Consider the following 13922-nt stretch of genomic DNA (forward strand, 5'->3'; position numbering starts at 1 on the left):
CCTCAGGCCTCCATCTGGCGGGCGTCATCGATTGCTTCGGCGGCTTCCTCATTGGCGCCGAAACGGCCGATGCGGTCGGCGGCATCGCCGTCCCGCGCGATCAGGCAGGCGGCATGGCGCGCCGCCAGAAGGCAGGAGGTCAGCGCAAACATCAGGAACCCCGCTGCCCAGATCGCCTGCGGAATGCCCAAAGGCACCGCCGCAGCCGAGGCCGACACGACGCCGCGTTCAAGGCTTTCCATGGCCAGCAGCCCGCCATGCCATGCAAGGAACAGGCCCATCGCCGCCATCGACAGGAACGCCGCGAAGTCCAATGCCCGCCGCAGCACCGCAGGCATGCGCGGAAGCAGGATGTCCACGCGGATATGCGCGCCCGACAGCGCGGTAAAGGACAGCCCGAAGCTGATCGCGATGGCGAACAGATAGGCGCTGATCTCGAACGAGTTCAGCACCGTGCGCCCGAAGATGTTGCGTGTGAACACATCCACCGCGACGGCGACCGCGATCAGCATGATCATCAGCCCGCCCAGCCGGGCGAAAAGCGTGGCGATGCGGTCGATCATACCGCCACCCGCAGCGCCGGATCGGCCACCAGAAGCCGCGGGATCACCGAAACATCGGCCAGCGTTTCGACCCCCATGACCGTGTCGAGCAGCTTTTGCCCCTGCGCCTCGGTCAACGCGCCGACCCGCCGCCAGCAGCGCCAGAACTTGTCCAGATTCTCGGCCTCGGTCAGCGGGTTGTCGGCATGGCCATAGACGGCGGTGATATCCACCCGATGCACCGCGCCCGAGGCCAGCGTGACCGTCACCGACAAGGGCGACATGGCGCTGTGGCTGGGGTTGTCCGTCTGCGACACCGTGACCTTGGATGCGAAGTCATGCGTGCGCGGATCGCGCAGCGCCTCGCCGATGAAATGTTCCACATCCACCGCGCCGTGATTCAGATACGTCCCCGCCACGAAGGCCAGACACAGCTTGGCATAGTTCGGCGCGGGGTCCGGCACGTCGGGGCGGCCCACCAGACGGGCGACCAGCTGCGGCACTTCGGCATGGATGGCGGCGATGTCGTCGGGCGCGAAGCCATGCGCGGCGATCAGGCGTTTCAGCCCGTCCACCACCCCATGCGTCAGCCGCCCCGAGGGATAGGGCTTGTGCGCCATCCGCTCGATCTGGAAATGCTTCTCCAGTTCCGAAATGGCGAAGGGAATGTCGATCTCCGGCTTCTCGAACAGGCGGAAGTATCCGTATTGGCCGGTCAGCACATCCGCTGGCCCCAAAATCCCCTCGCGCGCGAAATCGCACGACGCGATGGCCGCGCGAGCGTTGAAGCCGACCTGCATCCCCAGAAGGGGCGATCCTTCGACATGCGGCTGAAGCGTGCCGCTGGTCTGGCCGTATTGGTTGCCGAAGGCGCGGATCAGCGTGTCCTCGTCAAAGCCTTCCAGCTTGCCGATCGCCGCGACCGCGCCGAAACCGCCCGCCGTCGCGGGGCGGAAGAACGCGATCGGCCCCGCCGAGGCTTTGCCAAGGAAGATCGACATATCGACCCCCATCGTCACCGCCGTCAGGAAATCGCGCCCCGAAACCGGGTAGCCCTGCGCCGACCGCCGCTCGGCATAGGCCATGACCGCCGACAGGATCGTGGCGAAGGGGTGCAGCACCGCCTCTTCGTTCACGCAGTCGAATTCAAGCGAGTGGATCTGATAGGCGTTCACGAACGCCGCCGCCCCGGCGGGCAGGCGCTGGCCGCCGACCCAGACGCTGGCCTCGTCGGCGCGGCCCCAGCTTTGGGCGACCTTGATGATGCTGTCCAGCCGGAACCCGGCGGACCCGGCAACCCCGACGCCATAGGTGTCGATCAGGAATGTCTTGGCCTTCGCCACCGCGTTCTGCGGCAGGTCGTCATAGCCTGTGCGGATGATGCGCCGGGCAAGCCACGGCAGCGGGTTCGTCATGTCGGTCAAGCTTGTTCCCTTTCCAAGGCAGAGGCCCGGAGGGTCCGCGAGGCGGCGCGGGCCAGAGGTCTGGCATCCATGAAGGCACGCGGCCACCCCGCGGCAAAATGTCAAAAAACTGCCGGGCGGAGTTGAGAAAAACTCTGGCACCCGTGCGCGCATCCGCCGCTAAGGTCGGATGCCAGGGCCGCATCCGGCCATGAATGATCCGCCGCGACCGCCACGTATCGCCCGCTTTCGCGGCCCCAAGAAGGCATGTCCAATGAACCCCCAAACATATGATATCGAGGTCGAGGTGCTGGTCGTTGGCGCAGGTGCCACCGGGCTTTGCGCGGGGCTTGCCGCGCGCGACGGCGGGGCCGAGGTGCTGGTGCTGGAACGGGACGAGACGCCGCGCGGCAGCACCTCGATGTCGCAGGGCTATGTCTGCGCGGCAGGATCGAAGCTTCAGGCGGCGCAGGGGATCGAGGATGGCGCGGACCAGTTCCTGCGCGACATCATGGCCCGCAGCAAGGGCGAGGCCGACCCCATCATCGCCCGCGCCATGGCCGACCATTCCGGCGCGACCATCGACTGGCTGGTCGAACGGCACGACATCCCGTTCCGGCTGAACATATCCTGGGCGGGGTTCTTCGGCCATTCGGTGAACCGGATGCATGGCGTGCCCAGCCGCACGGGCGAGGAACTGCACGGCGCGCTGATCCGCGCGCTGGCGGCGGCGGGCGGCGATCTGGTGACCGGCGCGCATGTGACCGAGGTGTTCGCCGGGGCGGATGGTCAGGTGAACGGCGTCAAGATGCGCCGCGCCGACGGCAGCGAGGAGACGATCGGCTGCAAGGCGCTGGTGCTGGCGACGTCGGGGTTCGGCGCGAACCATGACATGGTGCGCAAACACATCCCCGATTTCGGGCAGGCACCCTATTACCGCTATTTCGGGCATGAGGGGAACGAGGGCGAAGGCATCGAATGGGGCATGGCCCTTGGCGCCGCGACCGGCTGCATGGATGCGTTCCAAGGCTACGGCGCGCTGGCCGATGCCTATGGCATCATCGTCAACTACGAGGTCGTCATGCATGGCGGGATCACCGTCAACGCCGAAGGGCAGCGGTTCTCCAACGAGAACAAGGACATCTCGGCCCAGTCGCTGAACATCCTGCGCCAGCCCGAGGGTTTCGGCTGGATCGTCTTCGACGATGCCCGCCGCGCGCTGGTCGAACATCTGCCGGAATTTGCCGACCTCGCCCGCCTTGGCGCGGTTCGCAGCGCCCCGGACGCCGCCGCCTTGGCCGAGGCGATCCGCGTGCCCGCCGACGCCTTGGCCGAAACGCTGGAGGACAGCCGCCGCATGGTGCGGGGCGAGATCCCCTGCCCCTTCGGCCGCGACTTCACCGCATCCGCGCCGCTGGCGACGGGGCCGCTTCATGCCATCCGCACCACGGGCGCGCTGTTCCACACCCAAGGCGGGCTGATGGTCGATGGCGGCGCGCAGGTGTTGCGCCCCAATGGCAGCCGCCTGCCCAACCTGTTCGCGGGGGGCGGCGCGGCCTGCTCCATCTCGGGCACCGGCTGCGACGGGTATCTGCCTGCGGCGGGTCTGGCGATGGCGGTGGTTCTGGGACGGCTGGCCGGCGAATCCGCCGCGAAACTCATAAAAAACTGACAGGGAAAATCATGCTCAAGATCATCTGCGCCTGCGCGCTTCTGGCCTCGCCGGTCGTTGCGGACGAATTCCGCCTCGGATCGGGCTTTGGCGACAACCACGTGTCCACCCGCGCGATCCGCGAGGTTTTCGCCCCGAAGCTGGAGGAGATGACCGGCCATACCGTGTCGATCTTCGCCAACAGCGAACTTGGCCCCGCCCCCGAAATGGTCAATCAGGCGCAAAGCGGGATCAACTTCGGCGTCTATGTCTCCTCGGCGTTCTTCAACTCGCAGGTGCCGGAGATCGGCGTGTCGAACATGCCCTTCGTCTTTCCCGACCGCGAAACGGCCTTCCGCGTGTTCGACGGCCCCTTCGGCGAAGGGCTGAAGGAGAAATTCGCGGACAAGGGCCTGATCGTCCTGGGCTTCATGGAGCTGGGCTTTCGCCAGTTGACCAACAGCGTCCGGCCCATCGCCAGCCCCGAGGATCTGGAGGGTCTGAAGATCCGCCTGCAAAGCAATCCGGTCCATATCGCCACCTTCCGCACGCTGGGCGCATCGCCCGCGACCATCGACGGGTCGGAACTGTTCGCCGCGCTCAGCCAAGGGATCGTGGACGGGCAGGAGAACCCCTATTCCGTCATCAACAACCTGCGGCTGGTCGATGCGGGTCAGCAATACATCACCGAAAGCGGGCATTTCTTCGACGTGATGGTCTTTGCCGTCAGCCGCCGCGTGTTCGAGGGCCTGTCCCCCGAGGATCAGGCCGCCGTGCTGGAGGCGGGCCGACTGGCAACGCTTGCCCAACGCGAACAGGCCGCCGCCGACGATGCCGTCCAGCGCAAGATCCTGACCGATGCGGGGCTGGAGATCACCGCCCTGACCCCCGAAGCGGTCGCCGCCTTCCGCACCGCCGCCGCCCCGGTCGAGGCCGAAGTGCGCGCATCCTTGGGCGATGCGACGGTGGACGGCTTTCTTGACGCGCTGGAACAGGCGCAGTGATGGACCGCGCACTTGGATATGTGGACCGGCTGTTCATGGCGGGCATCGCCGCCGCGATGGCGCTGGTGGTGGTCGTGACCAGCGCCGACGTGTTCGGCCGCTATCTGCTGGGCCATTCGCTGGTCTTTGCGGGGGAGCTCAGCCGCCTCGGGTTTGTGTGGATGAGCTTTCTGATGATGCCGCTGGGCGTCTCGCGGGGGTTGCACGTCGCGATCACCAGCCCGACCGATGCCCTGCCCGAGGTGGCGCGGCGGCTGGTCTTCCGCATCGGCACGGCGCTGTCGATCCTTCTGATGGGCGTCGTGTTCATGGGCGCATGGATCAGCATCGGCGCGCGGTCCTATGAATCGCTGAACACCCTGCCGCTGACGGCGGCGGCGTTCTTCTGGCCGCTGGCGATCGGGTCGGCATGGTCGATCGTGCATCTGACGGCGCAGCTTCTGCGCGGAACGCCCCCCCTGCGCGATCTGTCCGAACAGTTGGAGAGCCTGCCATGACCCCCGTCATCTGCCTGTCCTTCTTTGCCGCCTGCCTTGCGGGGATACCGCTGGCCTTCGCTTTTGGCGTCGCGGCGCTGATCGGGCTTTGGGCCAGTGGCCTGCCGATCGAGATGATGGCCTCGAAGATGATGTTCGCCATCAACTCCTTTCCGCTTCTGGCGATCCCGTTCTTCATGCTGGCGGGAGAGTTGATGGTGCGCGGCGGCATCGTGCGCATCGCCATCGACTTTGCCAACACGCTGATCGGGCGGGTGCATGGCGGGCTTGGCTATGTCACGGTCGGATCGGGGCTGGGGCTGTCCTCGGTTTCGGGAACGGCGGTGGCGGATGCGGCGGCGCTTGGGTCGGCGCTGATGGGTCCGCTGGGACGCAGCTATGGGCGGCCCTTTGGCGCTGCGCTGATAGCGGCGACGGGGAACCTTGGCCCGATCCTGCCGCCTTCGACGGCGATGATCGTCTATGCCACCATCGCGGGGCCGGACCTGTCGCTGCCCGCGCTGTTCATCGGCGGCGTCATGCCCGCCGTCATCATCGCGGTGCTGATGTGCGCATGGGTGTTCTTTGCCGCCAAACGGCGCGGCTTTCCCCTGACCGGGCAGCCGTTCCGCATGGAGGTCGCGCTGCGTTCGGGGCTGCGCGCGCTTCCGGTGCTGGCGCTGCCGGTCATCATCATCGGCGGCATCATGGGCGGGGCCTTCACCGCGACCGAGGGCGGGGCCATCGCGGTCGTCCTGTCGGCGCTTCTGGGCCTGTTCTATACCAAGGAATTGAAGATCGCCGATTTCGGCGCGGCGCTGATGCATGCGGGGTTCACGACGGGGGTGGTCACGGTGATCATCGCCTTCGCCTCGACCGTGACGTTCCTTCTGTCCATCGCGCATCTGCCGACCGAACTGCGCACGCTTCTGCAAGGCATCACCGAGGACCCGACGGTGTTCCTGATCCTGGTCTTCCTGATGCTGGTCGTGATCGGGATGTTCATGGAATCGACGGCGGCCTATGTGATGCTGGTGCCGATCTTTGCGCCGATGGCCACGTCCTATGGGATCGACCCGCTGCAATTCGCGCTGGTCTTCATCCTGACGCTGATCGTGGGGATGCTGACGCCGCCGGTGGGGGCGCTCTTGTTCCTGATGTCGGGCATGACCGGGTTGAAGGTGGGCGAGATCCTGCGCGAGGCGTGGCCCTATATCGCCATCCAGTTCGGGGTCACGATCTCGGTCATCTTCTGGCCCGAACTGTATCTGTTCCTGCCACGGCTGGCCGGATATTGACCGAACATTTGCGCTTGTAACGCCCAAAATGATGCGAACAATGGTGGCAAGGGAGGAACCCATGCCGCCATTCACCTTCAACACGACCCCGTCCATCATCTTCCGGCCCGGTGCCGCCACGCAGATCGCGCTGCCCGGCGATACCGTGCTGTTCGTCACCGATCCCGGCATCCGCAGACTGGGGCTGGCCGAGCCTGCCATCGACGCGCTGCGCGCCGCGGGCAAGACGGTCACGGTTTTCGACACGGTGGAGGCCGACCCCTCGCTGGACACGCTGATGGCTGCGGTCGCGGCGGGCCGCGATGCGGCGGCGGTCATCGGTTTCGGCGGCGGATCGTCGCTGGACGTGGCGAAACTGGCGGCGCTTCTGCTTGGCTCGGGGCAGGATGTCGATGCCGCTTGGGGCGTGGACAACGCCACCGGCCCGCGCCTGCCGCTCGCGCTGGTGCCCACCACCGCCGGAACGGGGTCCGAGGTCACGCCCGTCGCGATCATCACCGTCGGCGCAGAAAAACGCGGCGTCTCCAGCGCGCTGCTGCTGCCGGATGTGGCGGTGCTGGATGCGGAACTGACGCTGGGCCTTCCGGCGCAGATCACGGCGGCAACGGGCGTGGATGCCATGGTTCACGCGATCGAGGCCTATGCCTCGGCCAGCCCGCGCAACAACCCGATGTCGCGCCTTCTGGCACGCGAGGCGCTGCGCCTGCTGGGGGCGAATATCGAAACGGCGGTGCATGACGGCGCGAACCTTCCCGCGCGCGAGGCGATGCTGCTGGGTTCGATGCTGGCCGGGCAGGCCTTCGCCAATTCGCCTGTCGCGGCGGTTCACGCGCTGGCCTATCCGCTGGGCGGGATGTTCCATATCCCGCACGGCCTGTCGAACGCGCTGGTGCTGCCGTCGGTGCTGAAGTTCAACGCCCCCGTCGCGGCGCAAACCTATGCCGAGATCGCCGCCGACGCATTTCCGGGCATTTCCGGCTGCGATGCCTTCATCGCCGCCATCGAGGCGCTGACCCGGCGCCTGAACATGCCCACCCGCTTGCGCGATCTGGACATTCCCGAAACCGCGCTGGACACCATGGCGGGCGAAGCGATGAAGCAGCAACGTCTGCTGGTCAACAACCCCCGCCCCGTGACACAGGCGGATGCGCTGGCCATCTATCGCGCGGCATGGTGAAAACTTTGCAGCGCGTCGCATTTGCGATTGATTTGTAGATACCTATTTCGCAAGATACAGCCAAATAAGATATACATATCCTTCCAACAGGGGGTAACGCGCATGGATCGCGTCATAATCGTGGGGGCCGGTCCCGTCGGCCTCGTGGCTGCGCTGTGCCTGGCCGAGGCGGATATCCCCGTCACCGTCATCGAAGCGCATGACGAGGTGCCCAAAGACCTGCGCGCCTCGACCTTCCATCCGCCGACGCTGGACATGCTGGACCGTTTCGGCATCTCGGACGAGCTGGTGGCGCGCGGGCTGATCTGCCCCACATGGCAATTCCGCGACCGCAACGAAGGCGTCGTGGCGGAATTCGACCTTGGCCACCTGAAGGGCGAGACGCGCCATCCCTACCGGCTGCAATGCGAACAGTGGAAGCTGGCGGAATCGCTGCGCGACCGTTTCGCCAAGACCGACAAGGTGGACACCCATTACCACACCCGCGTCACCTCGGTCGAACAGGACGATGTCGGCGTCACCGTTCACGCAACACACGAGGGCGAGCCGCTAACCTTCCGTGGACGCTACCTTATCGGCTGCGACGGCGCGCACAGCGCCACCCGCAAATCGCTGGGGATCGAGTTCGAGGGGCTGACCATCCCCGAGATTTTCCTGTCCATGTCCACCGAACACGACTTCAACCGGTCGATCGAGGATCTGGCCCCCATCGCCTATATCACCGACCCCAGCGAATGGGCGGTGCTGCTGCGCACGCCGACCCTGTGGCGCGTGCTGCTGCCGACCGACCCGAACCTGACCGATGCCGAGATCAAGGACCCCGCCAAGATGGAGGCGCGGCTGCAGAAGCTGTGCCCCAAGGACGGCGCATATGGCATCGTGCATTCCACCGCCTATCGCGTGCATCAGCGGGTGGCCAAGGAATACGTCAAGGGCCGCGCCTTCCTTGCCGGGGATGCGGCGCATCTGAACAACCCGCTGGGCGGGATGGGCATGAACGGCGGCATCCATGACGCGGTGAACCTGACGGAAAAGCTGATCCGCATCTGGCACGGCGCCGACCTGTCCGAAATGGGCCGCTACGAACGCCAGCGGCGCAAGGTCTGCATCGACACCGTCCAGCAACAGTCGATCCGCAACCGCAAGATCATGCAGGAAAACGACCCCGCCGCCCGCGCCCGCCACCATGACGATCTGCGCGCCATCGCCGCCGATCCGGCGCGGCACAAGGCCTATCTGATGGGCTCGTCCATGCTGCAATCGCTCAAAGACCTCGAAGACGTCGCCTGAAGGAAACACGATGACCGACAGCCTTGGCTACCGCATGAAATTCGGCGTGATCGCGCCGTCCACCAACACCTCGGTCCAGCCCGAGTTCGACGACATGCGCCCCGTTGGGGTCACCAACCACTTTTCCCGCATCGTGATCCCCGACGATCCCGTCCACTCGGACGAGGATTTCAACGAGCTGGTCATGCGCATCCGCGCCGAGACGATGAACGCCATCGACGCGGTCAAGACCTGCTCGCCCGGCGCGTTGATCATGGGCATGTCGGCGGAGACGTTCTGGGACGGCAAGGAACGTGCCGATACCCTGAAGGCGCAGGTCGAGGAACGCGCGGGAATGCCCGTCGCCATGGGTTCGGACGCCTGCCGCGAGGCGCTGGCCCAGTTCGGCAGCGTCAAGCGCATCGCCGTCGTCACCCCCTATATGCCCATCGGCGACGAACAGGTGCGCAAGTTCTTCACCGATTGCGGATACGAGGTCGTGACGGTCAAAGGCCTGAAATGCAAAAGCCCCATGCTGATCGCGCATGAAACCGAACAGACCCTGCGCGACGCGATCATCGAGGTGAACGATCCGTCGGTCGAGGCGATCGTTCAGGCGGGCACCAACCTTGCCATGGCCCGCGTCGGCGCGATGGCCGAATTCTGGTTGGACAAGCCGGTCATCGCCGTCAACACCGCAACCTATTGGCACGCGCTGCGGATGAACGGCATCCAGGACAAGGTGCAGGGCTTCGGATCACTGCTGTCCCACCATTAATCCTGCGGGCCGCGCCCCCGCCTGATCTGCATCCGGTAGGTCATCTGATCCGCCGGATGCCAGTTGCACGACGCGATCAGCGTGCCACGATCGGTAATGTAGCGGCGCAGAAGCTGAAGCGACTGCGCCCCGTCCGGCAATCCCAACATGCGCGAGATCCGCACCGGCATCTGCACCGCGCGGATGTCCTGCTGCACCTCGCGCACCGCCTCGCCCGACCGACGTTCCAGCAGGTCGAAGAAAGACCCCTGCAACCCGTGAAATTCCGGCACCACATGGGCCAGCCGTCCGGGGACATAGCTTTCGATGAAGCAGATCGGCCGCCCGCCCGGCGCGGTCCAGCGGATGCCGCTGACCTTGGCCCAGACCTCGTCCGTCTTGCCACCGACGCGGGGGGCCAGCGCATCGTCCAGCGCCACCTGTTCGTCCGACAGGATCACCATATAGGTGTCCAGCGCGATCTGCTGCAATTCGTGGATCGAGTTCAGCGACTGGTGATACCCCGCGCTGATTTCGGACGCGATGACTCGGGTGCCCATACCCTGACGGCGTTCGACATAGCCGTCTTCGGTCAGGCTGCGCAGCGCCTCGCGGATGGTGGATCGGCTGGTGCCGAATTCGGCGGCCAGCTCCACCTCGGTCGGCATCAGCGCGCCGACGGGATAGGAGCCGCGCATGATGCGTTCGCCCAGTTCGCGGTGGATGCGGGAATAGAGCGGACCTTCCGCGCCATTTGTCTGAACCAGATCCTGCATGTCATTCCCCTTTGGCACGGCCCACCCTTACACGAGACGTGTGAGAACGGCCATATACAACCGAATATCGCCTTTTGGTATGGACAAGTCACACTGTATTCGTAGCATTGAACCGAATGTTTATGGAGGGATGGATATGGCAGATGCCGCATTGAAGGCCGCGCTGATCAAGGGCGATTTCGTTCTGGCGCCGGGGGTGTTCGAATTGATCTCGGCCATGATCGCTGACCGGATCGGTTTTCCGGCGCTGTATGTGACGGGCTATGGCACGGTCGCCTCGCATATGGGGCTGCCGGATGCGGGGATCGCCACCTACAGCGACATGATCGGGCGCATCGCCCGCATCGTCGAACGCACGAACACCCCCGTCATCGCCGATGCCGATACCGGCTATGGCGGTCTTCTGAACGTGCGCCATACCGTGCAGGGGTATGAACAGGCCGGCGTTTCCGCGATCCAGCTGGAGGATCAGGAGTTTCCCAAGAAATGCGGCCACACCCCGAACCGCCGCGTCGTCCCGCTGGAGGATATGGTCCGCAAGATCGAGGTCGCCGTCGATGCCCGCCGCAGCGACGATTTCCTGATCGTCGCCCGCACCGATGCGCGCACCGGGCTGGGGCTGGATGAGGCGATCCGCCGGGGCCGCGCTTTCGCCGCCGCCGGTGCCGACGTGGTCTTCGTGGAATCCCCGGAATCCGAGGCCGAGATGGCGCAGATCGTCGCCGAGATCGACGCCCCCCTGTTCGCCAATATGGTCAATGGCGGGCGCACGCCGCTGCTGTCCGCCGATCGGCTGAAGGAGCTGGGCTATGCCATCGCCATCCACCCCGCCGTCGGCTTTTTGTCGATGGGTGCGGCGCTGCGTGCCGCCTATGCCGACCTGAAGGCCAATGGCGAGACATCGCCCGCCATCGACCTGCACGACTTCTCGGAATTCAACGAACTTCTGGGGTTCAAGGACGTGTGGGAGTTCGAAAAGCGGTTCGCGCAGGTCTAGATCACCGGCGTTGCGGCACCGTCCAATGCGATGACGGTGCCGTTGATCGCCCCCGCCGCCGGGCTGGCAAGAAAGGCCGCGACCTCGGCCACCTCGCGCGGCTCTGGCACGCGGCCCGCGGGGAAGGCGGCCGAGATGCGCGCCCGCGCCTCCGCGTCGGTGATGCCGTCATTCGCGGCGCGGGCGGCGACCAGCGCGCCGAAACGGTCCGTCGCCACGGGGCCGGGGTTCAGCCCGACCACGCGCACCCCCTGCCCGGCATAGGCATTGCCAAGCCCCACCGTCAGCAGCATCAGCGCCGCATTGGCCGACCCGCCTGGAAGATGGGTCGGCGACGCGACCTTGCCGCCCATGCCGATCACGTTCACGATCACGCCCCGCCCCCGCGCCGCCATGCCGGAAATCACCGGCATGATCGCGTGGACATAGGTGAAATACTTCGCCTCCATCCCCTCGCGCAGCGCGGCGGCGGTCAGATCGGCCAGGGGCGCCTGACGCGCCGCCCCCGCCGTGCAGATCAGCACATCCGCCGGACCATGCGCATCCTCGGCCCGCCGGATGGCGGCTTCGGCGGCACCCGCGTCGCGCAGATCCACGCCGCTGCTGCGCGACAGCACGCTGACCCGATCACCCCTTTCGCGCAGCAGATCGGCACAGGCCGCACCGATCCCCCTGCTGCCGCCTGCGACGATCACATGCCTCATTGCATCACCACCTGTCCCTGACGCCGTGCGGCGACGATATGTTGCACCATAAGGCCGAACGCCATGGCCGACACCGCATATTCCACCCCGACAGGCATCAGCGTATCCAGCGGAAAGATCACCGCCGCGCCGATAACGAGCCAAAGCACGCGCTCGGACGCCGAAAGCGCCTTGTGTGCGTAGCCAAGGATCGCCGCCGTGATCAGCCCGAGCGATACGATCGTCGATCCGAACACATAGGCCGATTGCAGCAGCGACGTATCCATCAGCAGCCCCGGCTTGTAGATGAAGTAGAACGGCAGGATATACGACGCCCAGCCGAAGCGGAACGCGGCCATGCCGGTCTTGTGCTGGTCGGCCCCCGCAAGGCTGGCCGCCGCATAGGCGACGATGGCGATGGGCGGCGTGATCATCGACAGCATCCCGTAATACAGCAGGAACATATGCGCCGACATCGGCGGAATGCCCAGCTGCACCAGCGCCGGCGCGATCAGCGTCGCAAGCAGCAGATAGACCGCCGTCGTCGGCAGGCCCAGCCCCAAAACCAACCCGATGAAGGCCGACAGCAGCAGCAGGATGAACGTGCTCTCGGACCCGAAGCTCATCAGGTAATAGCTGAGCGTGAAGCCAAGCCCCGTCAGCGTCATCAGCCCGATGATCATGCCCGCGGCGGCGCAGATCAGCAGCACGTCGCAGGTGGATTTCCCCGCATCGATCAGCGCGGCAAGGATCGCGCGCGGCCCCATCCCGCCATGTTTCACCCGCAGCGCCCAGGCCGCCAGCGCAACCACCATGATCGACACCGTCGCCCAGACCACTGCGCGTTCCGCCGACATGCCAAGCGCAAAGATCGACCCCATCAGCACGGTGATGCCAAGGATGCTGACCCAGCCCTTGGCCAGAACCTCCATCATCGGGCGGCGGTCGTTCGGATCGGACGCGCCCATGTTGTCGCGCCGCGACATGAAATCGACCTGAATATAGATCGACACGAAGTAAAGGATCGCCGGCAGCGTCGCCGCCAGCATCACGGCGGAATAGGGCACCTGCATGAACTCGGCCATCAGGAACGCAGCGGCGCCCATGATCGGCGGCATGAGCTGCCCGCCGGTCGATGCGACCGCCTCGATCGCGGCGGCGTTGGTGGCGGAAAATCCGGCGCGGCGCATGACGGGGATGGTGATGATCCCCGTGGTCATCACGTTCGACACCGCGCTGCCGGAAATCATCCCCGTCAGCCCCGAAGCCGTGACCGCGACCTTGGCCGGACCGCCCGGCCCCTTGCCGGAAAACCGCGCGGCGGCACTGGCAAAGAACTCGGACCCGCCGGTGCCCATCAGGAACGATCCGAACAGCACGAACAGCACCACGACGAAGGCCGCGATCTGAAGCGATTGTCCCCATGTCGCGGATGAATCGGTGCCGACATAGCGGATCACGTCCTCCAGCGGTTGCGAACGGCCCTGAAGCGCGCCGGGCACCAGATGCCCCGCCACCGCATACAGCACCAGCAGCGCAAAGATCACGATCAGCGTATTGCCGATCACGCGGCGCAGCCCCTCCATCACTATGGCGGTGACGACAAGGCCCAGCGCCAGCGATTCCACCGGATGCGACCACGCCCCTTCGGACAGGGTCTGGAACCGGATGAACACATGCACCCCAAGCGCCAGCGACACCGCCGCCAGCACCATGTCCTGCACCCGAAAGCTTTTCAGGAAACACACCGCAAGCGAGATGCCCAGCATCAGCGCCGCCATCTGCTCGGGGAAGATCATGAGCCCCATGCGCTGCGGGATGGACAGAACCCACCCCACGGCCAGCACGGGAACGGTGACGGCAAGGGCCGAACGAACCTGTTCCATTCT

13 protein-coding genes are annotated in these 13922 nt (G+C 65.8%); 8 read left to right on the plus strand and 5 right to left on the minus strand.

Annotated features, from left to right (window positions below; all coding sequences use genetic code 11):
* Positions 1-2: 2 nt before the first annotated feature.
* Both E2K76_RS10855 and E2K76_RS10860 read right to left on the minus strand, forming a co-directional pair.
* Entirely contained in the window at positions 3-563 is a 561-nt protein-coding gene (locus tag E2K76_RS10855; RefSeq protein WP_136684320.1) for a TRAP transporter small permease subunit, read from the minus strand.
* The gene (locus tag E2K76_RS10860) at positions 560-1957 is read right to left on the minus strand and encodes an MmgE/PrpD family protein (RefSeq protein ID WP_136684376.1); all 1398 of its coding nucleotides are present in this window, start codon (positions 1955-1957) and stop codon (positions 560-562) included. Before E2K76_RS10860 ends, E2K76_RS10855 begins: the two co-directional genes overlap by 4 nt.
* Positions 1958-2219: 262 nt before the next feature.
* On the opposite strand from E2K76_RS10860, the gene E2K76_RS10865 reads away from it, so the two are divergent.
* The 7 genes from E2K76_RS10865 to E2K76_RS10895 all read left to right on the plus strand — a co-directional run bounded on the left by E2K76_RS10865 (position 2220) and on the right by E2K76_RS10895 (position 9598).
* Entirely contained in the window at positions 2220-3617 is a 1398-nt protein-coding gene (locus tag E2K76_RS10865) for an FAD-dependent oxidoreductase (RefSeq protein WP_169053271.1), read from the plus strand.
* A gap of 11 nt (positions 3618-3628) precedes the next feature.
* Positions 3629-4600, plus strand: a complete 972-nt coding sequence (locus E2K76_RS10870; RefSeq protein ID WP_136684322.1) for a TRAP transporter substrate-binding protein — start codon at positions 3629-3631, stop codon at positions 4598-4600.
* On the plus strand, positions 4600-5097 hold the full coding sequence (locus E2K76_RS10875; RefSeq protein WP_136684323.1) for a TRAP transporter small permease: 498 nt from the start codon (positions 4600-4602) through the stop codon (positions 5095-5097). Before E2K76_RS10870 ends, E2K76_RS10875 begins: the two co-directional genes overlap by 1 nt.
* Entirely contained in the window at positions 5094-6374 is a 1281-nt protein-coding gene (locus tag E2K76_RS10880; protein ID WP_136684324.1) for a TRAP transporter large permease, read from the plus strand. Before E2K76_RS10875 ends, E2K76_RS10880 begins: the two co-directional genes overlap by 4 nt.
* Before the next feature lie 61 nt (positions 6375-6435).
* Positions 6436-7551: an iron-containing alcohol dehydrogenase gene (locus E2K76_RS10885; protein WP_136684325.1), complete on the plus strand. Its 1116-nt coding sequence runs from the start codon at positions 6436-6438 to the stop codon at positions 7549-7551.
* A 102-nt stretch (positions 7552-7653) separates the two neighbouring features.
* A complete protein-coding gene (locus tag E2K76_RS10890) occupies positions 7654-8841 on the plus strand; it encodes an FAD-dependent oxidoreductase (RefSeq protein WP_136684326.1) in 1188 nt (395 codons plus the stop codon).
* 10 nt (positions 8842-8851) lie between these two features.
* Positions 8852-9598, plus strand: a complete 747-nt coding sequence (locus E2K76_RS10895; protein WP_136684327.1) for a maleate cis-trans isomerase family protein — start codon at positions 8852-8854, stop codon at positions 9596-9598.
* On the opposite strand, the gene E2K76_RS10900 is transcribed toward E2K76_RS10895, so the two are convergent.
* Positions 9595-10353: a GntR family transcriptional regulator gene (locus tag E2K76_RS10900; RefSeq protein ID WP_136684328.1), complete on the minus strand. Its 759-nt coding sequence runs from the start codon at positions 10351-10353 to the stop codon at positions 9595-9597. The two genes, E2K76_RS10895 and E2K76_RS10900, sit on opposite strands and share 4 nt — an antisense overlap.
* A 136-nt stretch (positions 10354-10489) precedes the next feature.
* Between E2K76_RS10900 and E2K76_RS10905 the strand changes: the two genes are divergently transcribed.
* Entirely contained in the window at positions 10490-11350 is an 861-nt protein-coding gene (locus tag E2K76_RS10905; RefSeq protein WP_136684329.1) for an isocitrate lyase/PEP mutase family protein, read from the plus strand.
* Here E2K76_RS10905 and E2K76_RS10910 read toward each other — a convergent pair.
* Both E2K76_RS10910 and E2K76_RS10915 read right to left on the minus strand, forming a co-directional pair.
* The gene (locus tag E2K76_RS10910) at positions 11347-12054 is read right to left on the minus strand and encodes an SDR family oxidoreductase (protein ID WP_136684330.1); all 708 of its coding nucleotides are present in this window, start codon (positions 12052-12054) and stop codon (positions 11347-11349) included. The two genes, E2K76_RS10905 and E2K76_RS10910, sit on opposite strands and share 4 nt — an antisense overlap.
* Positions 12051-13919 (minus strand): TRAP transporter permease, encoded by a 1869-nt coding sequence (locus E2K76_RS10915; protein ID WP_136684331.1) that lies wholly within the window; start codon positions 13917-13919, stop codon positions 12051-12053. Before E2K76_RS10915 ends, E2K76_RS10910 begins: the two co-directional genes overlap by 4 nt.
* Positions 13920-13922 lie beyond the last annotated feature (3 nt).

Source organism: Falsirhodobacter xinxiangensis (assembly GCF_004959935.1).
Lineage (GTDB): Bacteria > Pseudomonadota > Alphaproteobacteria > Rhodobacterales > Rhodobacteraceae > Falsirhodobacter > Falsirhodobacter xinxiangensis.

Bases quoted from the DNA above. Each gene is read 5' to 3' on its own strand.
- E2K76_RS10915 (WP_136684331.1), bottom strand. From the start codon at position 13,919: ATGGAACAGGTTCGTTCGGCCCTTGCCGTCACCGTTCCCGTGCTGGCC.
- E2K76_RS10855 (WP_136684320.1), bottom strand. From the start codon at position 563: ATGATCGACCGCATCGCCACGCTTTTCGCCCGGCTGGGCGGGCTGATG.
- E2K76_RS10910 (WP_136684330.1), bottom strand. From the start codon at position 12,054: ATGAGGCATGTGATCGTCGCAGGCGGCAGCAGGGGGATCGGTGCGGCC.
- E2K76_RS10880 (WP_136684324.1), top strand. From the start codon at position 5,094: ATGACCCCCGTCATCTGCCTGTCCTTCTTTGCCGCCTGCCTTGCGGGG.
- E2K76_RS10860 (WP_136684376.1), bottom strand. From the start codon at position 1,957: ATGACGAACCCGCTGCCGTGGCTTGCCCGGCGCATCATCCGCACAGGC.
- E2K76_RS10875 (WP_136684323.1), top strand. From the start codon at position 4,600: ATGGACCGCGCACTTGGATATGTGGACCGGCTGTTCATGGCGGGCATC.
- E2K76_RS10890 (WP_136684326.1), top strand. From the start codon at position 7,654: ATGGATCGCGTCATAATCGTGGGGGCCGGTCCCGTCGGCCTCGTGGCT.
- E2K76_RS10885 (WP_136684325.1), top strand. From the start codon at position 6,436: ATGCCGCCATTCACCTTCAACACGACCCCGTCCATCATCTTCCGGCCC.
- E2K76_RS10895 (WP_136684327.1), top strand. From the start codon at position 8,852: ATGACCGACAGCCTTGGCTACCGCATGAAATTCGGCGTGATCGCGCCG.
- E2K76_RS10900 (WP_136684328.1), bottom strand. From the start codon at position 10,353: ATGCAGGATCTGGTTCAGACAAATGGCGCGGAAGGTCCGCTCTATTCC.
- E2K76_RS10905 (WP_136684329.1), top strand. From the start codon at position 10,490: ATGGCAGATGCCGCATTGAAGGCCGCGCTGATCAAGGGCGATTTCGTT.
- E2K76_RS10865 (WP_169053271.1), top strand. From the start codon at position 2,220: ATGAACCCCCAAACATATGATATCGAGGTCGAGGTGCTGGTCGTTGGC.
- E2K76_RS10870 (WP_136684322.1), top strand. From the start codon at position 3,629: ATGCTCAAGATCATCTGCGCCTGCGCGCTTCTGGCCTCGCCGGTCGTT.